The organism is Martinezella sp. CNPSo 3959, assembly GCF_057784355.1.
The window spans coordinates 47805-62390 of the sequence record NZ_JBXSOV010000012.1; the positions used below are offsets into that span (position 1 = coordinate 47805).

General features: G+C 59.3%; 10 protein-coding genes. 9 read left to right on the plus strand and 1 reads right to left on the minus strand.

Going from position 1 to position 14586, the window contains the following annotated elements:
- Window positions 1-99 precede the first annotated feature (99 nt).
- From AC13RE_RS21935 to AC13RE_RS21975, 9 genes are all read left to right on the plus strand, one after another.
- Window positions 100-2007, plus strand: a complete 1908-nt coding sequence (locus AC13RE_RS21935; RefSeq protein WP_488564498.1) for an ABC transporter ATP-binding protein — start codon at window positions 100-102, stop codon at window positions 2005-2007.
- A complete protein-coding gene (locus AC13RE_RS21940) occupies window positions 2004-3926 on the plus strand; it encodes an ABC transporter substrate-binding protein (RefSeq protein WP_488564499.1) in 1923 nt (640 codons plus the stop codon). The genes AC13RE_RS21935 and AC13RE_RS21940 overlap by 4 nt, the downstream gene beginning before the upstream one ends.
- Window positions 3919-4917 (plus strand): ABC transporter permease, encoded by a 999-nt coding sequence (locus AC13RE_RS21945; RefSeq protein ID WP_488564500.1) that lies wholly within the window; start codon window positions 3919-3921, stop codon window positions 4915-4917. Before AC13RE_RS21940 ends, AC13RE_RS21945 begins: the two co-directional genes overlap by 8 nt.
- The gene (locus tag AC13RE_RS21950; protein WP_132719278.1) at window positions 4914-6089 is read left to right on the plus strand and encodes an ABC transporter permease; all 1176 of its coding nucleotides are present in this window, start codon (window positions 4914-4916) and stop codon (window positions 6087-6089) included. The genes AC13RE_RS21945 and AC13RE_RS21950 overlap by 4 nt, the downstream gene beginning before the upstream one ends.
- 100 nt (window positions 6090-6189) lie before the next feature.
- Window positions 6190-7404, plus strand: a complete 1215-nt coding sequence (locus tag AC13RE_RS21955) for a glycosyltransferase family protein (RefSeq protein ID WP_488564501.1) — start codon at window positions 6190-6192, stop codon at window positions 7402-7404.
- An 11-nt stretch (window positions 7405-7415) separates the two neighbouring features.
- Window positions 7416-8681: a glycosyltransferase family 4 protein gene (locus AC13RE_RS21960; RefSeq protein ID WP_488564581.1), complete on the plus strand. Its 1266-nt coding sequence runs from the start codon at window positions 7416-7418 to the stop codon at window positions 8679-8681.
- Window positions 8663-9823, plus strand: coding sequence for a glycosyltransferase family protein (locus AC13RE_RS21965; protein WP_488564502.1), 1161 nt, complete (start codon window positions 8663-8665; stop codon window positions 9821-9823). Before AC13RE_RS21960 ends, AC13RE_RS21965 begins: the two co-directional genes overlap by 19 nt.
- Window positions 9824-10060: 237 nt before the next feature.
- On the plus strand, window positions 10061-12775 hold the full coding sequence (locus tag AC13RE_RS21970; RefSeq protein ID WP_132719284.1) for an ABC transporter ATP-binding protein: 2715 nt from the start codon (window positions 10061-10063) through the stop codon (window positions 12773-12775).
- 53 nt (window positions 12776-12828) lie between these two features.
- Window positions 12829-13305: a cyclic nucleotide-binding domain-containing protein gene (locus tag AC13RE_RS21975; RefSeq protein WP_015343447.1), complete on the plus strand. Its 477-nt coding sequence runs from the start codon at window positions 12829-12831 to the stop codon at window positions 13303-13305.
- Between the two features lie 82 nt (window positions 13306-13387).
- Here the strand turns inward: AC13RE_RS21975 and AC13RE_RS21980 are convergent, their stop codons facing one another.
- Complete coding sequence (locus AC13RE_RS21980; protein WP_488564503.1) at window positions 13388-14530, minus strand: fumarylacetoacetate hydrolase family protein; 1143 nt, start codon at window positions 14528-14530, stop codon at window positions 13388-13390.
- Between the last annotated feature and the right edge of the window lie 56 nt (window positions 14531-14586).

The following is a 14586-nucleotide window of genomic DNA, read 5'->3' on the forward strand; positions in this document are numbered from 1 at the left end:
ACAGTCTCCGCATCGCTTTGACCAGCTAGACACCCGTTATGGCCTACGTTAGTGTGCCGCATAAGGCCACAAAGGTCATGTGAGCGGGAAGTAATATGTATGGCGTCAGGGACTGATTTACTGCGTATCGAGAACCTCGACGTCTCGTTTTCCCTCTACGGGGATAGTCTGCGCGTCGTCAAAAATGCCGGCTTGAGGGTGCTTCCGGGCAAGGTCACGGCGCTTGTCGGCGAATCCGGCTCCGGCAAATCGATCATTAGCCAGTCGATTATGGGCATTCTTCCGGCGGCGGCGAAGGCGACCGGACGGATTCTCTTCACCGATCCGCTCGACGGCAAGACCACCGATATTCTCCAGCTGCCGCGTGACGGAGTCGCTATCCGCGCGCTGCGCGGCGCACGCATGGCAAAGATCTTCCAGGAACCGATGACCTCGCTGTCGCCGTTGCATACGGTCGGCAACCAGATCAGCGAAGCGCTGCGCATTCATAGCGCAGGTACCAGCAGAGCCGAACAGCGTGAAAAGACGGAAGAGATGCTGCATCTCGTCGGCTTTCAGGACCCGGTTCGAACTTTCGACATGTATCCCTTCGAGCTTTCCGGGGGCATGCGCCAGCGTGCAATGATCGCTATGGCTCTGATCTGCAACCCGGCACTCCTGATTGCCGACGAGCCGACGACCGCGTTGGATGTCACCATTCAGGCGCAGATCCTCGGCCTGCTGCGCAATCTCCAGCAGACGTTCAACATGGCGATGCTGCTGATCACCCATGATCTCGGCGTTGTCGCGAATATGGCCGACGAAGTCGTGGTCATCTATCACGGCGAGATCATGGAAGCAGGCCCGGTCGAGACGATCTTTCGCCAGCCGCAGCATCGCTATCTGAAGGCGCTGATGTCGGCGGTGCCGCATTTCGATATGAAGCCGGGAGAAAGATTGAAGTCCCTGCGGGACGTTCCGGTCAATCTCGGCACCTTTTCCGGCAAGAAGAAGCTTATCGGCGGCGGCGTGCCGGCTGCGGGCGCCGCGCCCGATGTCCTGCTCAGTGTGCGCAATCTGACCAAGACCTACACGTCGAAGGCCGGCGGATTGTTTGGGCGGCGCGATGGCACGAAGTTCCGTGCGGTCGATGATGTCAGTTTCGACATTCGCCGCGGCGAATGTCTTGGCTTGGTTGGGGAAAGCGGCTGCGGCAAGACCACCGTCAGCAAGATACTGATGCGGGGTGTCACTGCCGATAGCGGTTCCGTCAGCTTCGACGACGGCAGCGGCAAGATTGATGTGCTTGCCGTCAAGGGCGACGAATTGATGGATCTGCGCACGAAGATTCAGATGGTGTTCCAGGATCCGGTCTCTTCGCTTTCTCCGCGCATGACCATCCGCAACATCCTCAGCGAACCCTTGGAAATCCACGGGCGTGGCGACAGCGACGAGCGCAAGGAGAAGGTTACGGCACTGATGCAGGCGATCGGGCTCGACAAGCACTATCTGAGCCGCTATCCGCACAGCTTTTCCGGAGGCCAGCGGCAGCGTATCGGAATTGCGCGCGCATTGGCGCTTGGACCAAAGCTTCTGATCCTCGATGAGCCCGTCTCGGCGCTCGATGTGTCCGTTCAGGCGCAGATCCTGAACCTTCTCAAGGATCTGCAGAAAGAGCTCGGTCTGACCTATCTGTTCATTTCGCATAATCTCGCAGTGGTGGATTACATGGCTGACCGCATAGCCGTCATGGCGCGAGGACGCATCGTCGAAATCGCTCCGCGGGAGGTCATTCTGCGCGCCCCCGTCCATCCCTATACGCGTTCTCTGCTCGCCGCCGTTCCGTTTCCCGATCTCGACCGACCGCTGGATTTTTCCGCCCTGAACAGCGAAGGCCCTGCTGCCCGGCAGAAATGGGGGCCGCAATTTTCGGACGGTGCCGACGGGGAGCTTACCTATGCGGATTTGGGCGGCGGACATTTCGTGCGCGTGCGTCGGGGTGTCGATGCCCAGGAGTTGCGCAAATGATCGGCCGGCGTACATTCCTTGGCCTGATGGCTTCCGCAGTTTTGCCGCAGCCTGTTCTGGCGGCCGATGTCGACAATGAGCCGGAATACCTCGCCGATTGGCTGAGGGCCGGCCAGATGCCGCACCTCGCCAAACGTCTGCCGAAGTTCCCCCGCGTCATCAACGTCGCGGGCATGGGCCGCGTGGCGGGCCGTTACGGCGGCTCCGTGCGCACGCTCATCGGCAGCCAGAACGACATCCGCCTCATGACCATCTATGGCTATGCCCGCCTGGTTGGTTATGACAGCACGCTGACGCTTCAGCCGGATATTCTGGAATCCTTTTCCACCGTCAACGATATGGTGTTCACCTTCAAGCTGCGCGAGGGCCATAAATGGTCCGACGGACAGCCGTTTACGGCCCATGATTTCCGGTATTGGTGGGAAGACGTTATCCTCAACAAGGAGCTAACGCCCGGTGGAGGTGCGTTGGAGCTGCGCCCGCACGGTAGCCTGCCGCGTTTCGAGCTGCTCGACGACTTGACGGTGCGCTATTCCTGGGATGATCCCAACCCGAATTTCTTGCCGATCCTGGCTGCCCCGCAGCCGCTCGTCATCGCCGGGCCGGCACATTATCTCAAGCAGTTCCATAAGAAATATCAGGACAACATTCGCCTTTCCTCGCTGATGAAGGAAAGCCGCGTGAAGAAATGGCAGGATCTGCATATCAAGATGGGCCGCTCCTACCGGCCTGAAAATCCCAAATTGCCGGTACTCGACCCATGGAAAAACACGACAGCGCCGCCGGCCGAGCAGTTCGTATTCGAACGCAACCCCTATTTCCATCGCGTTGACGAGAACGGGCGGCAGCTGCCCTATATCGACCGCATGATCCTGAACATCAGTTCTTCGGCGATCATCGCTGCCAAAACCGGCGCGGGGGAAAGCGATCTTCAGGCGACCGGCATAGACTTCAACGACTATACGTTCCTCAAGGAGGCGGAGAGGCGCGATCCGAGCAAGATCAAGGTCGATCTCTGGAAGGCGGCGCGCGGATCGCGCGTTGCCCTGTACCCAAATCTGAATAGCGCCGATGCAGTCTGGCGCGATCTCTTGCGCGATGTTCGGGTGCGCAGAGCGCTGTCGCTTGCGATCGATCGTCACGAGATCAACATGGCCGTGTTCTACGGTCTCGGCACGGCAAGCGCCAACACGGTGTTGCCCGACAGTCCGCTTTTCAAACCTGAATATGCCTCCGCCTGGATCGAGCACGATCCGGATCAGGCCAACGCTCTGTTGGATGCTGTCGGCCTGGACAAGCGGGATGAAGACGGTGTCCGTTTGCTGTCGGATGGTCGGCGAATGGAGATTACCGTTGAGACCCCTGGCGAAAGTACGCTCGATTCCGACGTGCTCGAGTTGGTGACCGATCACTGGCGCAAGATTGGCATCGCGCTTTTCATCCGCGTATCCCAACGTGATGTTTTCCGCAGTCGCGCCATGGGCGGCCGCATTTTGATGTCGTTATGGTACGGCCTCGATAATGGCGTGGCGACGGCCGACATGAATCCAGGCGAATTGGCGCCGACGACCAGCGACCAGATGCAATGGCCGCTTTGGGGCATGTATTATCTGTCGCGCCAGACGCAAGGGGTGGCTCCCGATGTGCCGGAAGCCGTCGAGCTGATCAAGCTGCTGGGCGAATGGGAAGAGGCAGCCTCCTCCTTCGAGCGTGCCGAAATCTGGCACAAGATGCTGAAGGTCTACACGGATCAAGTCTTCTCCATCGGTCTGGTCAACGCGACTTTGCAGCCGATCGCGCATTCGGCCAGCATGCAGAATGTACCGGAAAAGGCGTTGTACGGCTTCGACCCGACCTGCCTGCTCGGCGTGTACATGCCGGACACCTTCTGGATAAAGGAGGATCGCCGGAATGCTTAAATATATCCTCTGGCGCACCGCCGTGATGATCCCGACCCTGGTCATCATCTCCATGTTGGTCTTCACCATTATCCAGCTGCCGCCGGGAGACTTCTTCGACAGCCAGATCGCCGAACTGCGCGCCCAGGGAGACACCGCCAATCTCCAGGATATGGAGAATCTTCGCCACGAATACGGGCTCGACCAGCCATTGCCGCTTCAATACCTTCATTGGGCCGGCGGCATGTTGCATGGCGATTTCGGTTATTCCTTCGAATATCAGCTGCCGGTATCGGATGTCGTCGGCGACCGGCTCTGGCTGACAATCCTCGTCTCGATGACGACAATCCTTTTGACCTGGCTGATCGCTTTTCCGATCGGCATCTATTCGGCAACCCATCAATATAGCTGGGGCGATTACGGCCTGACTTTCCTCGGTCTGCTCGGTATCGCCATTCCGAATTTCATGCTGGCACTGATCCTGATGTATTTCGCCAATGTCTGGTTCGGCGTGTCGATCGGACATCTGATGGATCAAAAGTATCTTTCGCAACCGATGAGTTGGGAAAAGGCGCGTTCGATCCTGTCGCACCTTTGGATCCCGGTCATCATCGTCGGCACGGCCGGAACGGCCGGTATGATCCGCCGCCTCCGCGCCAATCTGCTCGACGAGATGCAGAAGCAATATGTCGTCACTGCGCGGGCCAAGGGGCTGCATCCCCTGAAGGCGCTGGTGAAATATCCGCTGCGCATGGCGCTGAACTTTTTCGTTGCCGATATCGGCTCCATCCTGCCGTCGATCATTTCGGGCGCCGAGATTACGGCAATCGTGCTGTCGCTGGAAACAACTGGCCCGATGTTGATCCGCGCACTACAGAGCCAGGACATGTATCTCGCCGGCTCGTTCTTAATGTTCCTCGCCTTCCTCAACGTCATCGGCGTGCTGATCTCGGACGTTGCCCTCGGCTTTCTCGACCCCCGCATCCGCTTGCAAGGCAGGAGCACAAAGTGAGCGTATCCCTGCCAAAACCCGGCGCCCCTCTGGAGCATTATGTCTCGAGCGCGGATTTCGATCCGGATCAGTTCGAGGCCATGTCGGCCGGCCAGCAGCGCTATTACATGGCTTCGCAAAAGAAGCTGATGTGGTGGAAGTTCAAGAAGCACAAGCTTGCGCTTGCGTCAGGCATTTTCCTGCTGCTGGCCTATGGCATGATCGTCATTGCCGAGTTCCTCGCCCCCTACGGGCTGCATACCCGCAATGTCGATTACATCCATTCACCGCCGCAGGCGGTGCACTTCTTCAACAACGGAGAGTTTGTCGGACCGTTCGTGTACGGCCGCAAGATGACGCTCGATATCGATACGCTGCGCCGGGTCTATATCGATAATCCCTCGGATGTGCAGCCGATCCGCTTCTTCTGTCGCGGCGATGCCTATCGCTTCTGGGGCCTGGTGGATTCGAACGTTCATCTGGTCTGTCCTGCGGTCGGCGGACAAATGTACCTGCTTGGGACGGACCGTTTGGGCCGCGACGTGCTGTCGCGCATCATCTATGGCGCACGCATATCTCTGACCATCGGGCTGATCGGCATCGCGGTCAGCTTCGTGCTCGGCATCGTCATCGGCGGTCTGGCGGGCTATCATGGCGGTCTCTTCGATCTCCTCGTCCAGCGCGTGATCGAGGTGCTGCAATCGCTGCCGAGCCTGCCGTTGTGGATGGCGCTGGCGGCGATCATGCCCGTGAGCTGGAGCCCGATCATCGTCTATTTCGGTATCACCATCATTCTCGGCATTCTCGACTGGACCGGTCTTGCGCGCGCCGTGCGCTCGAAGCTTTTGTCCTTGCGCGAGGAGGATTATGTTCTCGCTGCGCAATTGATGGGCGCCAGCACGCCGCGTATCATCGGCCGGCATCTCGTTCCCGGCTTCATGTCGCATCTTATTGCTTCGGCAACGATCTCCGTTCCGAGCATGATTCTCGGCGAAACCGCACTTAGTTTCCTTGGATTGGGGCTTCGCCCGCCAATCACGAGCTGGGGTATTTTGCTGACGGAGGCAAGGAGCGTCAGCGTCATCGCCTTCTATCCATGGCTCCTTTTTCCCATGATCCCGGTGATTTTGATCATTCTGGCGTTCAACTTTTTAGGAGACGGCTTGCGCGATGCCGCCGATCCCTACAAATAGCAGGGTGAACGGCGAAGACAGGATTGCAATTCGAGAAGCGGCCCGCGGATGTCCTTTGTCGACATACCGCGTATAACTTTCACCCCCAGAGGTTTTGCCTATGAAGCGGCGCTTAGAAGATGCTCGAATCCTCATGTATAGCCATGACACGTTCGGTCTCGGCCATCTGAGGCGGTGCAGAACGATTGCCCATGCGCTTGTTGAGGACTATCGCGGCCTGAACGTGCTGATCATATCCGGCGCAACGATCGCCGGGGCATTCGATTATCGCGCCCGTGTCGATTTCGTCAAAGTGCCGAGCGTCATCAAGCTGCGCGACGGTGAATACACGTCTATGGCGAGCCATGTCGCGCTGCAGGAAACGCTGAAGATGCGGCAATCGATCATTCGCCACACGGCCGAAACCTTCCAGCCCGACGTTTTCATTGTCGATAAGGAGCCGTTGGGGCTGAAAGGTGAGGTCGAGGAGACGCTGACCTATCTGAAGGCGCGCGGCACCACGCTCGTTCTCGGCATGCGCGACGTGATGGATGCGCCACACCTGCTGGAAGCCGAATGGAAGAAGAACAACGTCCTGCAGAAGATCGATCAATTCTACGATCGCGTCTGGGTCTATGGCCCGCCGGACTTTCACGATCCGCTCGTCGGCCTCGATGTTCCCTCCGGCGTGCGCCGGAAGATGGAATTCGTCGGCTTTCTGCAGCGCAGCGTTTCCACGTTGGGCACGAAGTCGGAACATGTGCCTGACGAGGATTATATCCTGGTAACAACAGGCGGCGGCGGCGACGGCGCCGATCTCGTCAGCGACGTCATCACCGCTTTCGAGGAGGACAGCTCTCTCACGCAGAAGACGTTGATCGTGCTTGGCCCCTATATGCCGGCCAAGGAGCGCAGCCAGCTTTTGGAGCGCGCCGGCAAGATCAACTGTCTCCAGGTCATCGAGTTCGACAACAAGATGGAAGAGCTGATTGCCGGTGCCAAGGCGGTCGTGGCTATGGGTGGTTACAACACCTACTGCGAAATTCTGTCCTTCGATAAGCCGGCGCTGATCATTCCGCGCACGCGGCCACGCGAGGAGCAGCTCATCCGCGCGCAGCGGGCAAGCGAGCTCGGCCTCGTCGACATGCTGCTGCCGGAGGAATCGGCCGATCCGAAGCAGCTTGCAGCTGCCTTGAAGCGCCTGCCGAACCAGGCGCCGCCCTCGGCGAGCAACAGCAATATGCGCCTCGAGGGGCTCGTGCACATCTCGCACACCATCGGCGAATGGTTCGATGACCGCGAGCGCTACACGCCGCTATCGATCGTTGCCGAGTAGATCACCGGAACCTGTCGATGCGGAAGAAAATACTGGTGGTCCTGAAAGGCTATCCCCGCCTGTCGGAAACCTTCATTGCGCAAGAGCTGCTCGGCCTGGAGAAGGCTGGCTTCGACCTGACGCTGATCTCGATGCGCAAACCCACTGATAAGAAGCGCCATCCTGTCCATGACGAGATTAAGGCGCGCGTGGTCTATCTGCCGGAATATCTGCACGACGAACCGCTGAGAGTGCTTCGCGCCTTCTTTGCCGGCATCGGCAAGCCCGGGTTCAAGCCGCTCCTGAAGCAGTTCTGGGCCGATCTCAAACGGGATATCACACCGAACCGCGTGCGGCGCTTCGGTCAGGCATTGGTGCTGGCGCATGAATGGCCCGACGGCGGTGAATGGCTGCATGCGCACTTTATCCACACGCCGGCCTCGGTAACCTCCTATGCCAGCATCATGACCGGTATCCCCTGGACGTGTTCGGCGCATGCCAAGGACATCTGGACGTCGCCCGACTGGGAGCTTTCGGAAAAACTCGGCCGCGCCCGCTGGACTGTGACCTGCACGCGTACCGGTTTCGAGCATATGCGCGATCTGATCGGGGCGGACGACAAGGTCTATCTAAGCTATCACGGTCTGGATCTCGATCGCTTCGATCCTTTCGCCGGCGAACATTCTGGCCGCGACGGCAGCGACGCTTCCGATCCCGCTTTCCTTCTCAGTGTCGGTCGTGCAGTCGAGAAGAAGGGGTACGACGTGCTGCTGAAGGCGCTGGCGCTGCTTCCCGGCGACCTCAACTGGCGTTTCACTCATATCGGCGGCGGTGACGGTCTGGCGAAATTGAAAGCCTTGGCCGATACGCTGGGGATTGCCGATCGCATCACCTGGAAGGGCGCGCTGGCACAGGAAGAGGTGCTCGCCCATTATCGTCAGGCCGATATCTTCGCGCTCGCCTGTCGAGTGGCCGCCGACGGCGATCGCGACGGGCTTCCGAACGTGCTCGTCGAGGCCTCGAGCCAGCGTCTTGTCTGCGTCTCCACCAATATTTCCGGCGTCCCCGAACTACTCGAAGATGGTACGAACGGTCTCGTCGTTCCCCCGGAGGATCCGCAGGCACTTGCCGTGGCGCTGGAATCCGCCATTCGCAACCCGGCGCAGCGCCACAGGCTGGGCGAGGCTGCCGAAAGGCGGGTGCGCGAGCATTTCGATTATCATGCCAGCATCCGGCAGCTGACCGGGCTGTTCGAGGCGCAATGGCAGAAAGAAGATCAATGGCGGAAATCCGCGTGACGGCCCCGCATAGCCAACCCTTGCGGGTCTTTTTCTACGTTCAGCATCTGCTCGGTATTGGCCATCTGGCGCGGGCCAGCCGCATTGCCAGCGCGCTGGCGAAAGACGGCTGCCAGGTGACGGTGGTCACCGGTGGCGTGCCGGTCAACGGATTTCCCGGCGCGGATGTCACTTCGGTGACGTTGCCGGCCGTGGTTGCCAGCAGCGCCGGTTTTTCCGGCCTCGCCGATCAGTCAGGCAACCCGGTCGGCGAAGAGTTTCTGTCCCGCCGGCGGGATCTTCTTCTCGAGGCCTTCCGGCAGGCTGCACCGGATGTCGTTGTTATCGAGGCCTTTCCCTTTGGTCGCAGGCAGATGCGTTTCGAGCTCCTGCCGCTGCTCGATGCCATTTCTGAAGCCGATCCGAAGCCGAGGCTCTACACCTCGGTGCGCGATATTCTGCAGCAGCAGAAGAAACCGGGGCGCGACGAAGAGACGGTCGGCCTCCTGCGGGATCACTTCGATGGCGTGCTCGTTCACGGCGATCCGCATTTTGTCCGGCTGGAGGAGACCTTTCCCCTGACCGAGGCAATCGCCGACAAGATCATCTATACAGGTCTTGTCGCACCCGCTTTGCCGCCGGAACCGGTCGAAACCTTCGACATCGTCGTTTCGGCCGGCGGCGGTGCTGTCGGTCGCGATCTCATCCGCGCCTCGTTGGAAGCGGCGAGCCGCGTGGCGAGCGATCGCCGCTGGCTCTTGATCGCCGGGCCGAACCTGCCGGAGCAGGATTACGCCGATCTCGCCATGGATGCGCCTAGCAATGTCGAGCTCGTTCGCTTCCGCAAGGATTTTCCCTCCCTTTTGCGTGGCGCCGAGCTTTCGATTTCGCAGGCCGGCTATAATACGGTCGGTGATCTTCTGGTGGCCGGCTGCCGCGCCATTCTGGTTCCTTTCACTGCCGGCGGCGAGACGGAGCAGTCCGTCAGGGCCGAACGGCTGGAGAGATTGGGGCTGGCCTTGGCCCTGCCGGAGGCAGGATTGACGACGGATATGCTGGTCGACGCCGTGAAGGCGGCGCTATCGCGCCCCAAGCCAGGCAACCCGGATATAGATCTCGGCGGTGCCGCCAGAACATCTGCCATTCTGCGTGATGGCAGGTAGACACTTGTGCGGCTGATATTGGAGACATCCTGTCGTTTTATCTTCCTGGATTCCCGCAATCTTGTGATATAAATCGAAAAATCGATGAATCGGGAGGAGCGTGGACGAAGAACCGGGCGGCGTCCCTTTTCACATATGGGGCCACGTATCCGTAACGAAACCTTCCCGCATCTCTGCAACATTGGTGCCGGCATCACGCCGGTGCTGGGCGTTGAATTTGAAAGCCTGCAGTAAGCAATGGAAAAAAGCCTAGCACGCTACATTTGGTCGAATACCCGCCTGGAGCAGATCTGGATACTGCTCGTCGTCGCGGCCTCGATGATCCCGTACTTCCTGTCCTTCGACTTGCCGAAGCAGATCGTCAACGGGCCTATCCAGGGTAAGGGTTTCGAACATCCCGGCGACACGCAGACTTTCATGCATATCGCCTTCAATGTGCCGCTCATCGGCCACATCGAAATTTTCCAGGGCGTGCAACTGACACGCATGTCGATGCTCGTTGCACTGAGCATGGTGTTTCTGGCGCTTGTCGTGCTCAACGGCCTCTTCAAGCTCTATATCAATACCTACAAGGGGCGGCTCGGCGAGCGCATGCTTCGCCGTATCCGATTCGAGCTGATCGACCGCGTGTTGCGGTTTCCGCCGTCCCATTTCAAGCGGGTCAAGCCCGCCGAAATCGCCACCATGATCAAGGATGAGGTGGAGCCGATGGGCGGCTTCACCGGCGATGCCTTCGTGCAGCCGGCGCTTCTCGGCGGCCAGGCGGTGACGGCGCTCGTCTTCATCATCATGCAGAATTTCTGGCTCGGCATGATCGCCGCGGCAATTGTCGCCGTACAGGCGATCGTCATTCCGCGCATGCGCAAGCGGCTTCTGGAACTCGGGCGCCAGCGGCAGCTGACGGCACGCGAGCTTTCCGGCCGCGTCGGCGAAATCGTCGATGGCATCGGCACCATCCATGCTAACGATACGACGAACCTGGAGCGCGCCGATATTGCGCACCGGCTCGGATTGATCTTCTCGATCCGCTACGATCTCTACCAGTGGAAGTTCCTGGTCAAATTCATCAATAATTTTCTCGCTCAGGTGACGCCGTTTCTGTTCTATCTGATCGGCGGTTTCCTGGCGCTGCAGGGTCGCCTGGACATCGGTCAGCTCGTCGCCGTCATCAATGCCTACAAGGATCTGCCAGGGCCGCTGAAGGAGCTGATCGACTGGGATCAGTCGCGTCAGGACGTTCAGGTGAAATACAATCAGGTGGTCGAACAGTTCAGCGTCGACCATCTGATCGATCCGAAAATCCAGGCGATTTCGCCCGCACCGGCGGCCCGCATAACCCATTCTCTCGTCGCAACCAACGTCACCATCGTCGATGACAGCGGTGCGCGCGTGCTGGATCACGTTTCGGTTGAAATTCATCCCGGCGAAAGGGTGGCGATCGTTGGCGAGAGCGGCGCGGGCGGCGAATATCTTGCAGAGGCATTCGGCCGCCTGACCTGGCCGGATAGCGGCCGCATCTCGATCGACGGCCACGATATTCTGGAACTGCCGGAATCCCTCATCGGGCGACGCATCGCCTACGCCTCCTCCGAAACATTCTTCTTTCACGGCACTTTGCGCAGCAATCTCCTATATGGTCTCAAGCATGCGCCACTCGCTGCCCCCGTCTACAGCGAGGATGAGGCGGCAAAGGTCAAATGGAGCATGGCTGAGGCGCGTCGTGCGGCCAATCCTGAATTCGATCTCAATAGCGACTGGGTAGATTATGCTGCCGCCGGCGCGACGGGGCCGGATGATATCTATTCCGCAATCCGTCCGGTTCTCGATGCCGTCGCCATGTCGCAGGATATTTTCGACATGGCCTTGCGCTCGAATGTCGATGCGGCCACGCACCAGGATCTGACGTCGCGCATCGTCGAATTGCGGCAGGCATTGCGGTCCCGGCTTGAGGAGGAAAAGCTCGAGGATCTCGTGGTTCCCTTCGAGTTCGATGCTTACAATCCGCAGGCGACAGTCGGTGAAAATCTGCTTTTCGGTACGTTGAAACGGCCGCAGATGACCAATCGCAAACTGGCGGCTCATCCCTATTTCCGGCAGATATTCGACGAAACGGGTCTGGTATCCGATTTGTACGATATGGGCCTGGAAATCGCCGAAAACGCAGTCGAACTCTTCACGGATCTGCCGCCCGACCATCCGTTCTTCCAGCAGCTGACCTTCATGACGGCGGAGGACATCCCGACCTATGAGGCCCTACTACAGAAGCTGAACGGCAAGGGCTATGAGGCGGCTACCGACGACGAGCGTGCGGCCATCATCCGCCTGAGCTTCTCCTATATCGAGCCGCGTCACCGCTTCGGTCTCCTGACGCAGGTGCTTATGGAAAAGATCGTGCAGGCGCGCGCGAAGTTCTACGAGAATATTCCGGCCGACCTTGCCAAGGTCATCGAGCGCTACGATCCGGAGCGCTTCACTGCGTCGGCGACCCTGATGGATAACGTGCTGTTCGGTCGCATCGCGCATCAGCAGGCGAATGCGCCGGAGCGCATCCACCAGATAATGTATGATGTGTTCGGGCGTCTCGGCATGCATGACGGCGTTCTGTCGATCGGGCTGGATTTCGACGTCGGCTCGGGCGGCAAGCGCTTGACAAACGTGCAGCGCCAGAAACTCAATCTCGGTCGCGCCCTTTTGAAACGTGCCGATTACATCATCTGCAATCGCCCACTGCCGGCGCTCGACCATCGCGTCCAGGATCAGATCGCGAGGGCCATTCTGGGCGAACTCCATAGCGGCGACTATGCGCCGGCGATCATCTGGGTTCTCTCCAACCCCAGTTTTGCCGAATTGTTCGACCGTGTGCTGGTTTTCGATCACGGCAGTCTCGTCGAAAACGGCTCTACCACCGATCTTTTAGAGAAAAACGGTATGTTCAAAGAACTGTTATCGTAATATCCTATCTCGACAGTGGCGTCTGGGGCCGAACACTGGGGGTATCGAAGCTCATGCTTCTGAAGGACGAAGTTGAAATGCTGAAGCGGGTGCCGATTTTTTCGCGCATCGCACCCGCAAAATTGAAACTCTTGGCGTTTACGTCCGATCGGGTCAGCTACAATGCTGGCCAAACCCTGTTTCATCAGGGCGATCAAGGCGACGCGGCCTATGTTGTTCTTTCAGGGACTGCTGATATTCTCGTCGATAGCCCTGCTGGCGAGATCAAGGTTGCCGAGGTCGACCTCAATTCCATCGTTGGCGAGATCGCCATCCTCTGCGATGTCTCCCGTACAGCCACGGTGAAAGCGACTTCCAGGCTGGAGGCGTTGAAGATCAGCAAGGAGCATTTCCTGAAGCTGCTCAGCGATTTCCCCGAAATGGCCGTCGAGATCATGCGCGTGCTGGCAGACCGCCTCAACCACACGACCTCGGAACTGACCGCAGTCCGCAGCCGCCTCAACCAGCCACAGTCGATGTCCACCCATTGAGATCTTGATCTCCGGCGCGCACTCCGGCTTACAAGCCGGTGTCGGACACGTGTCTATAGCCTCGCGCTCGGTAGCTGGCGTTTCAGATCAATCCACGCCGGGCAAGATTGCGCATCAGATGCGAGGCGCCAAACGTCCATGGCGCGCATTCGGTCGACAGCAGCACGCGGTTGCGCAGCGCTCCGAGCTTGTCGTTCGAGATGGTGACGATGTCGCCGACCTTATGAGTGAAGCCTTGGCCGGGCGTGTCGCGGTCCTCGACAGGGGCAAAAAGCGTTCCCATGAACAGCACGAAGCCATCGGGATACTGATGATGACGGCCGATAGTCTGCGAGACGAGATCGAGCGGATCGCGGCTGATTTCCTTCATCGACGAGCGGCCATGCAGCACATAGCCGTCATCGCCTTCGACCTTGAGGTCGAGATCGGCGTTGCGAACGTCGTCGAGAGTGTAGGTGTCGTCGAACAGGCGGATGAAAGGCCCGATCGAGCAGGAAGCGTTGTTGTCCTTCGCCTTGCCGAGCAATAGCGCAGACCGGCCTTCGACATCGCGCAGGTTGACATCGTTGCCAAGGGTGGCGCCCTTCACATGGCCCTGGCTATCGACGGCAAGCACGATTTCTGGCTCGGGATTGTTCCATTTGGAGATCGGATGCAGGCCGACATCCGCGCCTTGCCCGACGGAGGACATGACCTGCGATTTGGAAAAGACTTCCGCATCCGGCCCGATGCCGACTTCGAGATATTGCGACCAGACACCTTCCTCGATCAGCGCTGCCTTGACCTTGGCGGCTTCCGGTGAGCCGGCCTTCAAGTTGCGCAGGCTGTCGCCGATCAGCGCCGTCACCTTGCCGCGGATCGCTTCGGCAAGATCCGGATTGCCGGCTGCGCGCTCCTCGATGACGCGCTCCAGCATCGAGCGGGCAAAGGTTACGCCGCAGGCCTTGATCGCCTGCAGATCGATGGGTGCGAGAAGATGGACGGATGCGGCATCAGCCCTGGCAGCCAGCAAATCATCAAGCTTTGCGACGGTCTCGCCTTTTTGCGCGCGCACGAAAGCGACCGGATCGTCCTTCTCCAGCAGGTCGCGCATGGTCGGCGCATCCTTCGAGGTGATGTCATAGAGCGTGCCATCGCGAACGGTGACGAGGGAAGGGCCTTCCACATCCGGGCGCCAGATGCGGCCGACAAAGGTTCCGGTGGTGAATATGTCTGAGCTCGCCATGTCGTTCGTCTCCTCCAAACTGCGTGTGTTTTCTAACCCAGGCGAGGGTGCTTTGC